The sequence below is a fragment of the Pseudomonas sp. p50(2008) genome (genome assembly GCF_015351605.1).
Lineage (GTDB): Bacteria > Pseudomonadota > Gammaproteobacteria > Pseudomonadales > Pseudomonadaceae > Aquipseudomonas.
The window spans coordinates 711817-728971 of the sequence record NZ_JACMYF010000002.1 but is presented as its reverse complement, the minus strand read 5'-3'; the positions used below and the strand labels follow the sequence as shown (position 1 = coordinate 728971).

Below are 17155 nucleotides of genomic sequence, written 5' to 3'. Positions count from 1 at the left end.
TGCGCAGGACCTGTGGGAGCGGGCTTGCCCGCGATTGAATGCAGCGATGAACAAACTGAAAAAACAAATCGTGTACAACTTCTGATATTTAACTGGAACAATCCGATGGTTTTTTGAGAACATCCCGTTCCCCGACGCGACCGCAATGCGTCATGGGGTCGCAGAACGACGTAATTAGTCTAATTTTCACAACCGCAATTCATCATGTAGTATGCCGCAGCGCGCACTACATAACGTTGGATCGATGTCTGCCAAGGCGCAGTCGCAACCCTGAAAGCCCCGTCAGCAAGGCCCCAAGCCGTTGATTGGACCAACTCCCAGCCGCCCGCAATGGCATGTACTGGTGAACGGGTTTGTGGTTTAAATGGCCAGAGGCTTCATTGTCATAATTGAAGAGCTGAAAAGCGAAATAGCTGAGCAGAGTGAGGCAAGCAATGACTGAACACGTTCAAGTCGGTGGCCTGCAGGTCGCCAAAGTCCTGTTCGACTTCGTTAACAACGAAGCCATTCCCGGTACCGGCCTCACCGCCGATAAGTTCTGGGCCGGTGCCGACAAGGTCATTCATGACCTGGCGCCGAAGAACAAAGCCCTACTCGCCAAACGCGATGATTTCCAGGCTCGTATCGATGGCTGGCACCAAGCCCGTGCCGGTCAACCCCATGATGCCGTGGCCTACAAAGCCTTCCTGCAAGACATCGGTTATCTGCTGCCAGAAGCGGCCGATTTCCAGGCAACGACGCAAAACGTCGATGACGAAATTGCCCGCATGGCCGGTCCACAGCTTGTGGTACCGGTGATGAATGCGCGTTTCGCCATCAACGCTTCGAACGCCCGCTGGGGTTCGCTGTACGACGCCCTCTACGGCACCGATGCCATCAGCGAAGCTGACGGCGCGGAAAAAGGCAAAGGCTACAACAAGGTTCGCGGTGACAAGGTCATTGCCTTCGCTCGCGCCTTCCTTGACGAAGCGGCACCATTGGCAGCCGGCACCCACGTCGATTCCACCGGCTACAAGATTGTCGATGGCAAGCTCGTGGTTGCCTTGAAAGGCGGCAGCAACACCGGCCTGCGCAACGATGCCCAACTGATCGGCTTCCACGGCGATGCTGCGGCACCGACCGCGGTCCTGTTGAAGCACAACGGTCTGCATTTTGAAATTCAGGTCGATGCCACCACCCCGGTTGGCCAGACCGATGCCGCCGGTGTCAAAGACATCCTGATGGAAGCCGCGCTGACCACCATCATGGACTGCGAAGACTCCGTCGCCGCCGTCGATGCTGACGACAAAGTGGTGATCTACCGCAACTGGCTCGGCCTGATGAAGGGCGACCTCTCGGAAGAAGTCACGAAGGGCGGCAAGACCTTCACCCGCACCATGAACGCCGACCGCACCTACACCGGTGTCGACGGCAGCGAATTGAGCCTGCACGGTCGCTCGCTGTTGTTCGTGCGCAACGTCGGTCACCTGATGACCATCGACGCGATCCTCGATAAAGAGGGCAACGAAGTGCCGGAAGGCATTCTCGATGGCCTGGTGACTTGCCTCGCGGCAATGCACAACCTCAACGGCAACACGTCGCGCAAAAACACCCGTACCGGCTCCGTCTACATCGTGAAGCCGAAGATGCACGGTCCTGAAGAAGCGGCTTTCACCAACGAGCTGTTCGGCCGTATCGAAGACGTGCTGGGCTTGCCGCGCAACACGCTGAAAGTCGGGATCATGGACGAGGAGCGCCGTACCACGGTCAACCTCAAGGCCTGCATCAAGGCTGCCGCCGAGCGCGTGGTGTTCATCAACACTGGCTTCCTCGACCGCACCGGCGACGAAATCCACACCTCCATGGAAGCCGGCCCGATGGTGCGCAAGGCCGACATGAAGGCTGAAAAATGGATCGGCGCCTACGAGAACTGGAACGTCGATATCGGCCTGAGCACCGGCCTGCAAGGTCGCGCCCAGATCGGTAAAGGCATGTGGGCAATGCCCGACCTGATGGCCGCGATGCTCGAACAGAAAATCGCTCACCCGATGGCCGGTGCCAACACCGCCTGGGTCCCATCGCCGACCGCTGCCGCGCTGCACGCGCTGCATTACCACAAGGTCGACGTGTTCGCCCGTCAAGCCGAACTGGCCAAGCGTGAGCGCGCTTCGGTGGACGACATCCTGACCATCCCGCTGGCCGTAAATCCGAGCTGGACCGCGGAACAGATCAAGAACGAACTGGACAACAACGCCCAGGGCATTCTCGGTTACGTGGTGCGCTGGATCGACCAGGGCGTCGGTTGTTCGAAAGTGCCGGACATCAATGACGTCGGCCTGATGGAAGACCGTGCAACGCTGCGTATTTCCAGCCAGCACATCGCCAACTGGCTGCGCCACGGTATCGTCACCGAAGAGCAAGTCATGGAAAGCCTCAAGCGCATGGCGCCCGTGGTTGACCGTCAAAACGCCAACGACTCGCTGTACCGTCCACTGGCACCGAACTTCGACAGCAACATTGCCTTCCAGGCAGCCGTCGAACTGGTGGTAGAAGGCACCAAGCAGCCAAACGGCTACACCGAGCCGGTGCTGCACCGTCGTCGTCGCGAGTTCAAGGCTGCCAATGGCCTGTAACTGAGCGCTGATGCCGGACAAAAAAAGGCCCTGATCGAAAGATCAGGGCCTTTTTGTTTGAGAATACGAACAATCGTGGCGAGGGGATTTATCCCCGATGGGTCGCGGAGCGGCCCCTATAATCCTTTCGGAACACTCGCATTCGCCAATTCACGACTGCTTCGCAGCCGAACGGGGTGGTGCGGCATTCCGATAAATCCCCTCGCCACAAAAGCCTTAAGCGCTAAGGCTCCATCCCCAACTCATGCTTCACCAACCCCAGCAACTTGCCGGTATCGATGGGCTTGAGCAAAAAATCCACCACGCTCAAATGCATCGCCGCGATAGCGTCTTTCACATCGGCATCGCCGGACACAATGATGATCGGCAACGCCGCCCTCACCGACTCACGCACCTGGCGAATCAGGTCCAGGCCATCGACATGCCCCATCCGCAGATCGGTAATCACCAGGCCAATCGAAGGCTTCTCGCTCAACATTTTGAGTGCGGTTTCACCACTGGCTGCCGTCATGCAACGAATGCCGTCCAATGCAAGGATCTCCGACAGCAACTCGCGTGCGTCTTTATCGTCGTCAACGATCAGCACTCGCTGCGGCGGCAGATCGGGTTCTAGCATGACGGCACTTAGCGCCTCGCGCTCGGCGTCACTCAAAATATCGTGGTCAGACATGGCTATCTCAAAAGTTTCAAAATCGTTCCTGGCCCAGTGGTGAGACATCGCCAGGAAGACGTTCAATGTGCACTTCGTCGGAAATATTTCCAATAGGGGAACGGTGGGATTTTTCCCACAGTTGCGTAGGGTTTCTCCGACATTTGCTCACACCATTTGCCTACCTAGACTTACGTCCAATGGGCACCCTGCGGATAGGGGTCGACCATGGCTGAGTCATCCGACAACAACAATTCAAAAAAAGACTGCGGTAATGGTTATGAGTAAAGCGGACGCCTTCACACAGGCAGGGAAAACCGCGGTGTTGCAGAACATCCAGGGCACTTTGCAATTCCTTCAGCGTTTCCCGCCGTTCAATCAGATGGAACATGCCCACCTGGCCTATCTGGTAGAGCAATGCCAGTTACGTTTCTATGGCCCTGGCGAAAGCATTATCAAGCCCGCCGATGGCGACGTTGAACATTTCTACATCGTCAAACAAGGCCGGGTCGTGGGTGAACGTCCCCACACCGCGAAGGGCGGAACCGAAACCACCTTTGAAATCACCACCGGCGAATGTTTCCCGCTCGCGGCGCTGCTGGGTGAACGAGCGACGCGCACCGAACACCTCGCGGCCGAAGACACCTTTTGCCTGCAACTGAACAAGCTGGCGTTCATCAAACTGTTCGCGCTTTCCAGCACCTTTCGCGACTTTGCCCTGCGCGGCGTCAGCAGCCTGCTGGATCAGGTCAACCAGCAAGTCCAGCAAAAAGCCGTGGAAACCCTCGGCACTCAATATTCCCTGAACACCCGACTGGGTGAATTGGCCATGCGCCATCCGGTGACGTGCAGCCCGGCCACACCTCTTCGTGAAGCCGTGACCCTGATGCACGAACAGCAGGTCGGCAGCATCGTGATCGTGGATGAGCACAAAACGCCGCTGGGCATTTTCACCCTGCGCGACCTGCGCCATGTGGTGGCCGAGGGCATCAACGATTTCAGTGAGTCCATCGAACGGCACATGACCCAGGCGCCGTTTCATCTTTCGCCAGACCACAGTGCTTTTGACGCGGCCATAGCCATGACCGAACGACACATCGCCCATGTGTGCCTGGTCAAGGACCAGCGCCTGTGTGGTGTGGTGTCGGAACGGGACCTGTTTTCCCTGCAACGGGTCGATCTGGTGCACCTGGCCCGCACGATCCGCAGCGCGCAACGCGTGGACAACCTGGTGGCGTTGCGCGGCGAGATCGGCCAACTGGTTGAGCGCATGCTGGCCCACGGCGCGTCTTCGACCCAGATCACTCACATCATTACCCTGCTCAACGATCACACCGTTTGCCGGGTGATCGAACTGACATTGGCCGAGAAAGGCGACCCCGGCGTGCCGTTCAGTTGGCTGTGTTTTGGCAGCGAAGGTCGCCGCGAACAAACCCTGCACACCGATCAGGACAACGGCATTCTGTTTGAAGCCCGTGACGCCGCCCACGCGGCAGAAATACGCGGCAAGCTGCTGCCCATCGCGCATCAGATCAACCAGAGCCTGGCGCTTTGCGGTTTTACTTTGTGCAAAGGCAACATCATGGCCGGCAACCCTGAGCTGTGTTTGTCCCGGGCCGAATGGGCACGCCGGTTTTCGGCGTTCATCCGCGAAGCCACGCCGGAGAACCTGTTGGGTTCGAGCATCTATTTCGATTTGCGCGTGGTGTGGGGCGACGAGCAGAGTGGCGACCAACTGCGTCGCGGGATTCTTGACCAGGTGGCGGACAACCGGTTGTTTCAGCGGATGATGGCCGAAAACGCCCTGCGCAATCGTCCACCGGTAGGACGTTTCCGCGAGTTTGTACTGGCCCGCAAGCATGGCGAGAAAGCCACGCTGGATCTGAAAGTCCAGGGGCTCACCCCGTTCGTTGACGGGGCCCGATTGCTGGCGCTGGCTCATGGCATCGAGGCCAACAACACCCTGGAGCGTTTCCGCCAACTGGTCGATAAAGAGGTGATCGAGCGGCTGGACGGTGCCGCCTATGAAGAGGCGTATCACTTCATTCAGCAGACCCGAATGCAGCAGCACCAGCTTCAGACCCGGGAGAACTTGCCGTACTCCAACCGGGTCGATCCTGACAGCCTCAATCACCTGGATCGACGCATCCTGCGTGAATCCCTGCGCCAGGCCCAGCGTCTGCAAAGCAGCCTGACCCTGCGGTATCAGCTATGAGCCTGTTTTCATGGCTGCGCCCGGCCAGGCAGAGTTTGCCGGGTGAACTGCAACAGCGTATCCGCCAGTTGCCAGATGTCGCAGGGTTGAGTGAATGCAGCCTGCGCGAGCAACGTTGGGTCGTGCTTGACCTGGAAACCACCGGGCTGAACCTGAACAAGGATCGAGTGTTATCCATCGGCGCAGTGGTGATTGAGGACGGCGCGATCGACTTCAGCCAGCAGTTCGAGCGCACGTTGCAATGCGCCGACTTGAAGTTGGCCCCCAGCGTGCTGATTCATGGCCTGGGGCCGAGCGCGATTGCAGCCGGCAGTGACCCGGCCGAGGCGCTGGTCGATTTCATGGAGTTCCTGGGCGACAGCCCGGTGCTGGCCTTTCATGCACCGTTTGACCAGCACATGCTGGGGCGGGCGCTGAAAGATCATCTGGGCTACAAGTTGCAGCATACGTTTCTGGATGTGGCCGACATCGCCCCGCTGCTGTGTCCGCAGGCGAACATCCGCGAGGCCGGGCTGGATGAGTGGATTGACCAGTTCAAGCTCGAAGTCTTCGAGCGACACAATGCCAGCGCCGACGCGCTGGCCACCGCAGAACTGGCGCTGATCCTCTTCAGCCGCGCACGGCAGCAACAGATTCATAGCCCGTTGAACCTGCAGCAGCGGTTGAGCCAATGGAAGCGCCGGCAGCAAGCACCGTCCTTCTGACAATAACCAGGATCCCTGTAGCAGCTGCCGAACTTGTGGCGAGGGGATTTAGCGAAACGTCGCACCGCCCCGTTGGGTCGCGTAGCGGCCCCAAAATCTTTGCGATTGCTGCGCAGTCGAACGGGGCGGTGCGACGTTTCGCTAAACCCCCTCGCCACAAGTTCGGCAGCAGCTACAAGGGATAGCGTCGGGCGCTTGAACAGGAACATTCCCACCCGACCAGCGCCAATTGCTTACCTCCCCCGCCTCTGACACAATCGCGAACTATTCTCGTTAGTTAACCCTTCCCAATCGGTGATGCTGCGTGTCGTCAGTTCAAAGCCCCCACAACAACCTCGTCGGCGCGTTATATCGCGACCATCGCGGCTGGCTGTTGGCGTGGCTTCGACGCAACGTGGCTTGTCCGCAACGGGCCGAAGACCTGAGCCAGGACACCTTCGTCCGGCTGCTCGGACGCGATGAACTCAAAGAGCCACGCGAGCCCAGGGCCTTCCTGGTCGCGATTGCCAAAGGCCTGCTGTTCGACTATTTCCGTCGCGCGGCACTGGAACAGGCTTATCTCACCGAGCTGATGCTGATTCCTGTAGGCGAACACCCTTCGATCGAAGAGCAGCAGCTCATCCTCGAAGACCTGAAAAACATCGACCGCCTACTCGGCAAACTGTCCAGCAAGGCCCGCGCCGCCTTCCTCTATAACCGCCTCGACGGCCTCAGCCACGCGCAGATCGCCGAACGCTTGGGTGTCTCGGTCCCCCGCGTGCGTCAGTACCTGGCCCAAGGCATCCGTCAGTGCTACATCGCGCTTTATGGTGAGCCGGTATGAGCCCGGTCAGCTCCAAACCCGTCTCGGCGCAGGTGCTGGATGCGGCCATTGCCTGGCAATTATCCCTGGATTCCGGCAACCCGGTGGAGCGCGAAGAATTTGCCAAATGGCACGCCGCCCACGAAGAACACGCTCGCGCCTGGCGCCAGCTGGGCATGCTCGATCAGCGCTTCAGCGCGGCCAGCGGCCCGGCTCGCACCGCGTTGCTGCAATCGCGCGAAGGTATTCGCCGCCGGGTGCGCAAGCTCGGTAGCGGCCTGGCCAGTATTGTCGCTGTGGTTGGCCTGGCATTGTTCGCCGGGGAGCGTTACCTGCCGCTCGACTATTGGCTGGCGGATGAGCGCACCGCCACGGGTGAGCAGCGCACCTTGCACCTGGCCGACGGCACACTGATCAACCTCAACACCCACAGCGCCGTGGACGTACGCTTCGATGAGAAGCAACGACTGATTGTCCTGCAGGAAGGGGAAATCCTCATCGAGACAGGCCACGGCGATGCCCGGCCTTTCATCGTTGAAACCCGCGAAGGCAGCATGCGCGCACTGGGCACGCGTTTCCTGGTCAAGCGCGAGGAAGACGGCACACGCCTGAGCGTATTGAAGTCGGCAGTCGCCGCGCATCCGCAGTCGAATCCCGAAGAGCAGATCCTTCGTGAGGGCCAGCAAGTGCTGATGCGCAATAACGGCCTCGGCCCGATCCTCGCGCTCAACCTCGGTGCCGATGCCTGGACCCGCGGCATGCTGGTCGTGGACAACGCACGGCTCGAAGACCTGATCCATGAACTCGGTCGCTACCGACGTGGACACCTTGGCGTCGCGCCCGAGGTCGCTGATTTGCGCATCACCGGGAGCTTCCCGCTGAACGATACGGACAAGGCCCTGAGTGCGCTGCTACCCACGTTGCCGGTGCAGATCGAACAGCACACCCAATGGTGGGTGACGGTGGCGAAGGCTGAAGCCAAGCCCTGAGTTTTGTGTCGACAGGTCTATTGCCATCGCGGGCAAGCCACGCTCCCACAGTGGATATGTGCCAGGCGCAGCGATCGAGTTCGTAGCAATTCCAATGTAGGAGCGAGCCTGCTCGCGATGGGGCCATCACCTCTACATCAATGGTGACTGACACTCCGCCATCGCGAGCAGGCTCACTCCTACAGAGAATTGGTGCCAGGCACAGAAGTTGTATTCACAGCTGATCCAATGTGGGAGCGGGCTTGCCCGCGATGAGGTCGTAAGCCTCACCACAAGATTTGTTTAATGAATCGAAATTATTTCATCCAGCCCTATCACTTTTGGATTCTCGTTCGGCACCTAGGCAATTGAGAAGTATTCCCCTTCAGGAGCCGCTGTATGCCCCGTTCGCTAGACACCTTGTTGCGCCCCGGTTTGCTGGCTATCGCCATTGCACTCGGTGCCCCTCTGCTTAGCGCTCAGCTGATGGCCGCCGATCAGGCGTCGAGCGTTCGCGCCTACAACCTGCCGTCCGCTCCCTTGGCCAGCACGCTCAACCAGATCGCCAGCCAGGCCGGTCTTGCCCTGTCACTGAACCCATCGCTGGCAGCGGGCAAAACTTCGGCACCGGTCAAAGGCCAGTTCGACGCTACGGGCGCCCTGCGCGAAGCTTTGCGCGGCACCGGTCTGCAACTGGAACAAAGCAGCGCCGGCACCTTCAGCCTGGTGGCCGTGCCCGAGGGCGTGATGGACTTGCCGACAACCAGCATCATGGGTGTGGAAAACACGGAAAGCGCCTGGGGCCCGGTGGAGGGTTACCTGGCCACTCGCACCGCCGCCGGCACCAAGACCGACACCGCACTGGTTGAAGCACCGCGCTCGATTTCGGTCGCGACGCGCCAGCAGATGGACGATCGCAACGTCCAGAACATCGATGACGCCGTGCGTTACATGCCCGGAATCGTCGCCAGCAGTTACGGCAGCGACACCCGTGCCGACTGGCTGCGCGTGCGTGGCTTCGAACCGACCCAGTTCCTCGATGGCCTGCCCCTGCCTAAAGGCGTGTACGCCAACCCGAAACAGGAAACCTGGAACCTTGATCGCCTCGCCCTGCTGCGTGGTCCGGCCTCGTCCGTGTACGGCCAGACCCCGCCGGGTGGTTTGCTCGACATGGTCAGCCGCCGCCCCAGCGCCGAATCGAGCAATGAAATCGAAGTGCAATATGGCAGTGACAATCACCGCCAGATCAACTTCGCCAGCACCGGCAAAATTGATGACGAAGGCCAGTTCCTCTACGGCCTGAGCGGTGTCATCCGCGACAGCGGTACGCAGATCGACCACGTCGACAACAAGCGCTACAACATTGCGCCAAGCCTGACCTGGAACATCGACGACGACACCCGATTCACCCTGCTGACCCAGTTCACCCGCGACGATACCGGCATCACCAGCCAGTTCCTGCCAGTGCAAGGCACCAAAATCCGTTCGCCCCTCGGTGATATTTCCCATCACAAGAACCTGGGCGACCCGGACTGGGAATACTACGACCGCACCTACTACGCCCTGGGCTACGCGTTTGAACATCGCTTGAACGATGTCTGGCAGTTCAAGCAAAACCTGCGCTACACCAAGTCGGACCTGTCGTTCCAGACCCTCACCCCTGGCGCCTACCCGTTCACCCAGGTCGATGCCGACGGTAACGTTGGCCGTACGAGCACCAGCGTCGATGAGGACATCAGCCAGTTCGCCGTGGACAACAACTTCCAGGCCGACTTCGCCACCGGCGACGTCCTTCACACCCTGTTGATCGGCCTCGATCACCAGCGCACCAACACCCACTACACCTCGATTTACGGTGACGGCCTGACCACCAACGTCAACAACCCGATCTACGGCCTGCCGATCGTTCGGCCACCTCGCTCGACGGCGTACTACGATTACGATCAAAAGACCAACCAGACCGGCCTGTACGTTCAGGACCAGATGGCCCTGGACCAATGGCGCCTGACTCTGGGCGGACGTGAGGACTGGGTCCACACCGGGACCAAATTCTTCAACAAAGGCGACGCCACCAACACCGAGCGGGACAAGAATTTCAGCGGCAACGCGGCGATCAGCTACGTGTTCGACAACGGTGTCGTGCCCTACCTGTCCTACGCCGAATCGTTCCAGCCAACCAGCAACGCCACCGCCTCGCCAACCGACTCGATCAAACCGACCGAAGGCAAGCAATGGGAACTGGGCATCAAATACCAACCGCCTGGCAGCAACACCCTGCTGACCGCGGCGGTGTATGACCTGACCCAGAAAAACGTCTCCGTCACCACGATCAACTCGGACAACGTGTCGATCACCAGCCAGACCGGTGAAGTCAAAGTCAAAGGCCTGGAACTGGAAGCCGTGTCCGACGTGACCGACAACCTCAAGGTCATCGCCGCGTACACCCTGGCCAAGTCCGAAGTACAGAACGGCACGTTCAAGGGCAATCGCCTGCAACTGATGCCCAATCAACAGGCTTCGCTGTGGACCGATTACACCTGGCACAACGGCGTGCTGGACGGCTTCGGCGTCGGCGCAGGCGTTCGCTACACCGGCAACACCTACGGCGATCAGGCCAACACCGAGCTGGGCAAGGCTGATGCCTACACCGTGTTCGACGCCGCTGTTCACTACGACCTCGGCCGTCTGGACAACAGCTTGAAAGGTGCGTCGCTGGCACTGAATGCGACCAACCTGTTCGACAAGGATTACATCTCCACCTGTGACAGTTTCTACTGCTACTACGGTGACCAGCGCAGCGTCGTCGCCAGTGCAACCTACAAGTGGTAACGGGCTGACCTGACACACCCCAAGACCCGGCCGTCCTCCATGGACGGCTTTGGTATTTTTGAAGGTCTGGAAATGAAAAGTAAAACAATCCGCCGCTGGTCGTTCGTCCACACCTGGACCAGCCTGATCTGCACGGTCTTCCTGCTGATGCTGGCACTGACCGGCCTGCCGTTGATCTTTCATCACGAGATCGATCACCTGCTCGGCGATGCGGCCGAACTCAAGCAAATGCCGGCCGACACACCCCAGCTCAATCTGCAGCAACTGGTGCTGGCGGCCGAGAAACATCGTCCTGGCGAGGTCATGCAGTACTTCGGTTACGACGACGAAGACCCAAACGGCATGATCGCCATCATGGCGGCCACAGCCGGCACCGAGCCGAACTCGTCCCATACCTTCATGCTCGACGCGCGCACCGGCGAAGCGCTGGAGATGCCGTCGGCCAACGGCGGCTTCATGATGTTCATGCTGCGCCTGCACGTGGACATGTTCGCCGGCCTGCCGGGCAAGTTGCTGCTGGCGTTCATGGGGATACTGTTTGTCGTGGCGATCGTGTCCGGTGCGGTGCTGTACCTGCCGTTCATGCGCCGGTTGAAATTCGCCACCGTGCGCCAGGACAAATCCACCCGCTTGCGCTGGCTCGACCTGCATAACCTGATCGGCGTCGTGACCCTGACCTGGGCGCTGGTGGTCGGCGTGACCGGCGTTATCAGTGCCTGCGCGGACCTGCTGATTGCTGCGTGGCGCACCGACACCCTCAGCGCGATGGTCGCGCCTTACCGTGACGCGCCACCACTGACACAACTGGCGCCGGCGACACGCCTGCTCGATATTGCCAAGGAAGTCGCACCGGGCATGAAACCCGATTTCATTGCGTTCCCGGGCACCCGGTTTTCCAGCGAACACCATTACGCCGTGTTCATGAAAGGCAGTACGCACCTCACTTCCCACCTGCTCACGCCGGTGCTGATCGACGCCAGCACCCTGCAAGTCACCGCCGTGGCCGAGCGACCGTGGTACATGGACGCCATGGGGATGTCGCAGCCGCTGCACTTCGGTGATTACGGCGGCATGCCGATGAAAATCCTCTGGGCGACGCTGGACGTGTTGACCATCATCGTTCTCGGCAGTGGGGTTTACCTCTGGGTCGTGCGCCGCAAAGCAGCGAAACCCGTGGCGGACATTGCGCAGGCCCAAGCATGAGGCCGCGTCAGTCGAACTTCTGGAAAGTCTTCGCCCTTCCCACGGTCATCGGTCTGTTCAGTGCTGCCGGATTGTTCGCAGCGTTGTTGGGCGATGGCGTCTGGGACGCCCTGAGCTGGCTCGGCCTGGGCATCCCCGCCATCATCGCCCTGCGTGGATTACTGAACCCCCTGTAGCAGCCGCTGAGCCTACGACTGCCCCTGTAGCAGCTGCCGAGCCTGCGACTGCCCCTGTAGCAGCTGCCGAGCCTGCGACTGCCCCTGTAGCAGCTGCCGAGCCTGCGACTGCCCCTGTAGCAGCTGCCGAGCCTGCGAGGCTGCGTTCGGCTGCGCAGCAGTCGTAAAACCTGAGACCACGTTCTTTCAGGCAAACCTGGTTTCCCGGATTACGACTGCTGCGCAGCCGAACGCAGCCTCGCAGGCTCGGCAGCTGCTACAGAAATCTCATCGTCTGGACCGTCGTGCGTCAGCCCAAACCACAGCACGTCGTGCAATCTTGAGCTGCCACCCCAACGCGCTATGCTGCCGTCACTACCATCGAACGAGACGCCACCATGTCCACCCCGAGCATGACGCTGTACCACAACCCTCTTTCGCCCTTCGTTCGCAAAGTCATGGTGCTGCTCCACGAAACCGGTCAGCAAAACCGCGTGGCGCTGCAATCCAGCGTACTCACTCCGGTCAGCCCGGACCTGACCCTCATCGAAGACAACCCCCTGGGCAAAATCCCCGCCCTGCGCCTGGCCGATGGCAGCGTTATCCACGACAGCCGGGTGATCCTCGATTACCTCGATCACCAGCATGTCGGCAACCCACTGATCCCCCGTGAAGGCTCGGCCCGCTGGCGGCGGATGACCCTCGCGTCCATGGCCGACGGAATCATGGACGCGGCGGTGTTGACCCGCTACGAACTGGCCCTGCGCGCGCCGGAAAAACAGTGGGACGAATGGCTGGACGGCCAGCGCGACAAAATCCGCCGGGCGTTGACCATGCTGGAAGCGGACGCGATTGCCGAGCTGACCAGCCATTTTGATGTGGCCGCAATCAGCGTCGCGTGCGCGTTGGGTTATCTGGATTTGCGCCACCCGAATCTGGACTGGCGTGTGGCAAATCCGAAGCTGGCGGACTGGTATTTCGAGGTGAGCCAACGGCCTTCGATGCTGGCGACAATGCCGAAGGTATAGATCTACGCTGGCTAATTTGACCTCAAAAGATCGCAGCCTTCGGCAGCTCCTACCTGGAATGCGTTCCCTGTAGGAGCTGCCGAAGGCTGCGATCTTTTGATCTTCACACTTTGGCCCTAACAGTTCTGGTAGTAGGCAACGGCTAAAGAAAGAACATAGTGGCGGCATTTATTTGAACCATCACCAAAACAGTGTTCTCACTGCCCTCATCGCGAGCAGGCTCGCCCATTGGATCGCGTCATACACAAATCATGTAGGCGCTGTGGATCTATTGTAGGAGTGAGCCTGCTCGCGATAGCGGCCTCAATAACCACCAATGACTCGAGTCAGTCCGGGGTCTGCTTCATCCCCAAACAATCAATCGACCGATCAACCATGGCTTTGGCTATCTCCAGCAAGTGCCAGATCGAGAACACCATCGCCCTGTCTGCGCCTTTCAGGTGGTCACCACATTGATAGGCCGTGACCGAAGCACAGCGCAGCAGGTCAGCGATATAGAGTTGGGTGTCTTCAAAGCTCACGTCGTTGCTGACGTTGTAGAACCGCAGTTCATCCGGTGCCGACGGTTGTTCGCCGGTCAGGTAGAAATCGATTGCACGGTAGAGGGCGGAGCGGTCTCTGAGCAAATCGTCATTTCTGGTTGAATTTGAGGGTGGATCGGGGACCGGTTTTTTCATTGGTAAAACTCCAGGGTGATAGTAGGAGCCAACCGATTTCGCGACTAAACGAGAAGGGGTGGCGGCTGTGCACAGGTTAGTCGACCGGTCACCTGGAACCCGGCGCACCCGAAGGTGCCCTGCGCACAGCCACCATAGATTTCAGGCGATAGAAAACACCTGAACAAAGGTAGCGCTGTACGCCAAGTGATAGCCAGGCGACTAAACCCGATCACTGACAAGCAGTGACGGACGGAGGTTAGGCACGGAAATCTGTCGGCGCAAGCGTGCGGAATAATCTAGGAAACGTCCTGCAAAAGGAAGGGATTGGCGCTGTAGGAGGCCAGTTTTTCCTGTAGGAAAACTTACTTTCCGACGCGAGAAATACCCCATGCGGACCAACAACGGGATCGATGCTGGCGACAATGTTTGAGGTTTGATTCCAATGCGATCAAAACCCTAGCAGATCTGATAGGTAGGCAAGGACGGGGAAAGGAATGATGCTGAAGGCTCGGCTTTTTCGACCTTTGCAAGGAGCTCCAGTCAATGCCTACTCCCAATCGCGAAACCCTTTTGTGCCGCTACCACTACGACCCGCTTGATCGGCTGGCCAACTGCACTCCCTTCGAACAACCCACCCAGCGCTATTACTGCAAAACTCGCCTGGCCACTGAAATACAAGACGGTGTGCATCGAAGCATCCTGCAGCACGAAGATCAGCTGTTGGCACAGCAGCAGCGCGAAGACGGCAAGATCGCCGCCACGCTGCTGGCAACCGATCAACAACGTTCAGTATTGAACGCGCTCGATGCACATCGGCCCAATCCCCTTGCCTACACGCCTTACGGTCATCGTCCTCTGGAGAATGGCTTACTCAGTTTGCTCGGGTTCAACGGCGAGCGGCCAGACCCGGTGACCGGGCATTATCATTTAGGCAGTGGGTATCGTCAGTTCAACCCGGTGCTGATGCGGTTTAACAGCCCGGACAGTTGGAGTCCGTTTGGGGAGGGAGGGTTGAATGCGTATGCTTATTGCCAAGGAGATCCCGCTAATTACAGTGATCCAAGCGGGCATTGGAGAAACCCTTGGGATTTCTCTCCTCCGGCCCAACGGAGAGTGCCGACTCCCGCACCTAGACCGCAAGCGCCTCGAACGTTCACTCGGCCCACCGTAAATGTTGAAGCTCCAGTTCCAGGCGCACCTATTCCGCAGAGTTCATATGATCGGGTCATACCCGACATGTATCGTCCCGCGCCCCCCGAAATAAGAAATCTCTACCGTCAGGAAGCACTCGATGACTACCATGGTTTTCGGCAGCCGACGATGACAGGTCCTCAGCAAGACAACGGGGCCCGCACGGCTTTTTATGCTGCGCGGGGCATGTCACCGGATGGCACACTCCTCTCGTCACCTGTCGCCGGCAGCCAGATACCTCCACCGGCTTCGACACGGCCTAGTAGTATTCAGCGGATGTCAGTTCCTACTTCATCTCCTCCGCAACGGCCTGACGCCCCTCCACCTGCTGGTTCGCGACGACCTGAACCCGCTGCGCCGTCTTACGATTCGACTGGCTTTGATTTCATTTCTAGCCGCAGAGACGATGTGCGCGGTAATTAGTGATTCCGCAATAGCCGCCAATGCTGGATACAACTTCGAAGGTCTGAATCTTCGTTGGCTTTACCTCCCTCATCGCGAGCAGGCTCACTCCTACATTTGATCTGTGGCGTACACGACCGTTGTGTCCACCCGAGATCCCTTGTAGGAGTGAGCCTGCTCGCGATGGCACCGCACCGGATCCACCGGAAACAATCGAAAAATCAGCGTCGCCAACACCCGCCCTTCCCGCTGATCCTCACGCAACCCCAGTGACCGGCTCATTCCACCGCTCCGATATCAAACGCCAGCGGCTTGGCGGTCTTCTGCCCCACCCCATACCAATCCAGCTTGCGCGTGAGCACCATAAACACACCCAGCAACCCGAACAGCAACAGCGAGCCCATCAACAACGCGTAATCCTCGGCGCTCAACAAGCCATAGAGCAAGCCATACAACGCCGCCAGCCCCGCTGAAAAACTCAACCCGTGACGCACGCTGCGCAGCACATGGCAGACATAGAACCCGATCAACAACACGCAGGCACCGGCCGACAACAGATACGCCAAGGCAAAACCAATGTGTTCGGACAGCGACAACAGCAGCAGATAGAAAAACGCCAATGCCACCCCCACCAGCGCATATTGCACCGGGTGCACCGCCAGGCTTTTCAGCACCTCGAAGAGGAAGAACCCGGCGAATGTCAGGACGATGAACAGCAGCGCGTATTTGATCGCCCGATCGCTTTTCAGGTACTGGTCCACTGGGTCGATAAAGCTCACGCCAAAGCTGCGGCTATTGAACACTTCGCAGTTCTTGCCGGAGACGCAGCTGTTCATCGCTTCTTGCAGATTGGTGGAGAAAAATGAGGTCTGCCAATGGGCAGTGAAGCCCTGATCGGTGACTTCCCGCTGGGCCGGCAGGTAGTTGCCGACGAAACTCGGATGCGGCCAGTTGGCAGCCAGCGACACCTTGCTGGTCTTGCCCACCGGTACAACCTGCAACTGACCGGTGCCTTGCAGGCGCAGGTCGAAACCGAAAGTCAGTTCAGTCGGCGCTTTGGCGTCCAGAGCAGGCAGCGTTACGTGCACGCCCTCGCCCAACCAGCGCACCTGGCTGCCCGGAACGAAGTCCAGACGCTGGCCGCCCAGCTCAAGTTTCAACGCGTTCTCGATGCCGCGAATGTCACTGATCCCGACGGCCAGAAAGGGCTGGTCGAACTGGTAATCGCTGAAGTCTTCCTTGATGCCCAATTGCGCCGGCAACGAGAAGTGCCCGCTGATGCGATTGTCGGCATGGAACAGCCGCGCCTCGTAAATCCCCCGCTTACGCAATTCCGTCTCAACCTGGCCATTGAGCTCGAAATGTTCCGGCAGAAAGTACAGACGACCCCGCTCTTCACTGAGGTCTTGATAGCGTTGGTTGGTTTTCTCGTTGAGTTTCCAGGTGCGCACCACCTTGCGATACGGCACCACCATCAGCGGACCGCTGAGCTGCTGGCTGTAACTGGAACTGCGGGCGATGTCTTCGAGCACGCCATCGCGCAGTTGCTGGCGGTCCTGGATCACGCCGCTGATCATCAGCAATGGAATGAGCAACAACAGAATCAACAGGGCAATGGCCCCGAGTTTCAGGGTCAGGCTTCGGTTCATGGGACTCTCCTTGTTTGGATGGGGAGAGTCTGGGTTGGCTGTATGGGGGTTTTATGTGAGGAATATGGAGAGTGTGTGGAATTCGAAAA

General features: G+C 59.2%; 13 protein-coding genes. 10 read left to right on the top strand and 3 right to left on the bottom strand.

From position 1 onward, the window contains the following. Positions 1-434 precede the first annotated feature (434 nt). The gene (locus tag H7698_RS08360; protein ID WP_194691103.1) at positions 435-2612 is read left to right on the top strand and encodes a malate synthase G; all 2178 of its coding nucleotides are present in this window, start codon (positions 435-437) and stop codon (positions 2610-2612) included. A gap of 223 nt (positions 2613-2835) precedes the next feature. Here H7698_RS08360 and H7698_RS08355 read toward each other — a convergent pair whose 3' ends face one another. Next, positions 2836-3282 carry a response regulator gene (locus H7698_RS08355; protein ID WP_162436224.1) on the bottom strand — a complete coding sequence of 149 codons (447 nt, stop codon included), beginning with the start codon at positions 3280-3282 and terminating at the stop codon, positions 2836-2838. A gap of 253 nt (positions 3283-3535) precedes the next feature. Here H7698_RS08355 and H7698_RS08350 point away from each other — a divergent pair, with 253 nt between their 5' ends. The 8 genes from H7698_RS08350 to H7698_RS08315 all read left to right on the top strand — a co-directional run bounded on the left by H7698_RS08350 (position 3536) and on the right by H7698_RS08315 (position 13165). Continuing rightward, positions 3536-5476 carry a putative nucleotidyltransferase substrate binding domain-containing protein gene (locus tag H7698_RS08350; RefSeq protein ID WP_194691102.1) on the top strand — a complete coding sequence of 647 codons (1941 nt, stop codon included), beginning with the start codon at positions 3536-3538 and terminating at the stop codon, positions 5474-5476. Then, positions 5473-6180: a 3'-5' exonuclease gene (locus H7698_RS08345; RefSeq protein ID WP_194691101.1), complete on the top strand. Its 708-nt coding sequence runs from the start codon at positions 5473-5475 to the stop codon at positions 6178-6180. Before H7698_RS08350 ends, H7698_RS08345 begins: the two co-directional genes overlap by 4 nt. Before the next feature lie 304 nt (positions 6181-6484). After that, positions 6485-7003 carry an RNA polymerase sigma factor gene (locus H7698_RS08340; RefSeq protein WP_162436221.1) on the top strand — a complete coding sequence of 173 codons (519 nt, stop codon included), beginning with the start codon at positions 6485-6487 and terminating at the stop codon, positions 7001-7003. Next, positions 7000-7971 (top strand): FecR domain-containing protein, encoded by a 972-nt coding sequence (locus H7698_RS08335; RefSeq protein WP_194691100.1) that lies wholly within the window; start codon positions 7000-7002, stop codon positions 7969-7971. Before H7698_RS08340 ends, H7698_RS08335 begins: the two co-directional genes overlap by 4 nt. A gap of 378 nt (positions 7972-8349) precedes the next feature. Next, the gene (locus H7698_RS08330) at positions 8350-10779 is read left to right on the top strand and encodes a TonB-dependent siderophore receptor (protein ID WP_194691099.1); all 2430 of its coding nucleotides are present in this window, start codon (positions 8350-8352) and stop codon (positions 10777-10779) included. Between the two features lie 72 nt (positions 10780-10851). Continuing rightward, positions 10852-11982 carry a PepSY-associated TM helix domain-containing protein gene (locus H7698_RS08325; protein ID WP_162436218.1) on the top strand — a complete coding sequence of 377 codons (1131 nt, stop codon included), beginning with the start codon at positions 10852-10854 and terminating at the stop codon, positions 11980-11982. Continuing rightward, positions 11979-12158, top strand: a complete 180-nt coding sequence (locus tag H7698_RS08320) for a hypothetical protein (RefSeq protein WP_194691098.1) — start codon at positions 11979-11981, stop codon at positions 12156-12158. The genes H7698_RS08325 and H7698_RS08320 overlap by 4 nt, the downstream gene beginning before the upstream one ends. Before the next feature lie 377 nt (positions 12159-12535). Then, the gene (locus H7698_RS08315; protein ID WP_194691097.1) at positions 12536-13165 is read left to right on the top strand and encodes a glutathione S-transferase; all 630 of its coding nucleotides are present in this window, start codon (positions 12536-12538) and stop codon (positions 13163-13165) included. Positions 13166-13491: 326 nt separating this feature from the next. Here the strand turns inward: H7698_RS08315 and H7698_RS08310 are convergent, their stop codons facing one another. After that, a complete protein-coding gene (locus H7698_RS08310) occupies positions 13492-13842 on the bottom strand; it encodes a DUF6124 family protein (RefSeq protein WP_194691096.1) in 351 nt (116 codons plus the stop codon). Between the two features lie 525 nt (positions 13843-14367). Between H7698_RS08310 and H7698_RS08305 the strand changes: the two genes are divergently transcribed. Then, positions 14368-15438, top strand: a complete 1071-nt coding sequence (locus H7698_RS08305) for an RHS repeat-associated core domain-containing protein (RefSeq protein WP_194691095.1) — start codon at positions 14368-14370, stop codon at positions 15436-15438. Between the two features lie 257 nt (positions 15439-15695). On the opposite strand, the gene creD is transcribed toward H7698_RS08305, so the two are convergent. Then, positions 15696-17066, bottom strand: coding sequence for a cell envelope integrity protein CreD (gene creD / locus H7698_RS08300; RefSeq protein WP_194691094.1), 1371 nt, complete (start codon positions 17064-17066; stop codon positions 15696-15698). Positions 17067-17155 lie beyond the last annotated feature (89 nt).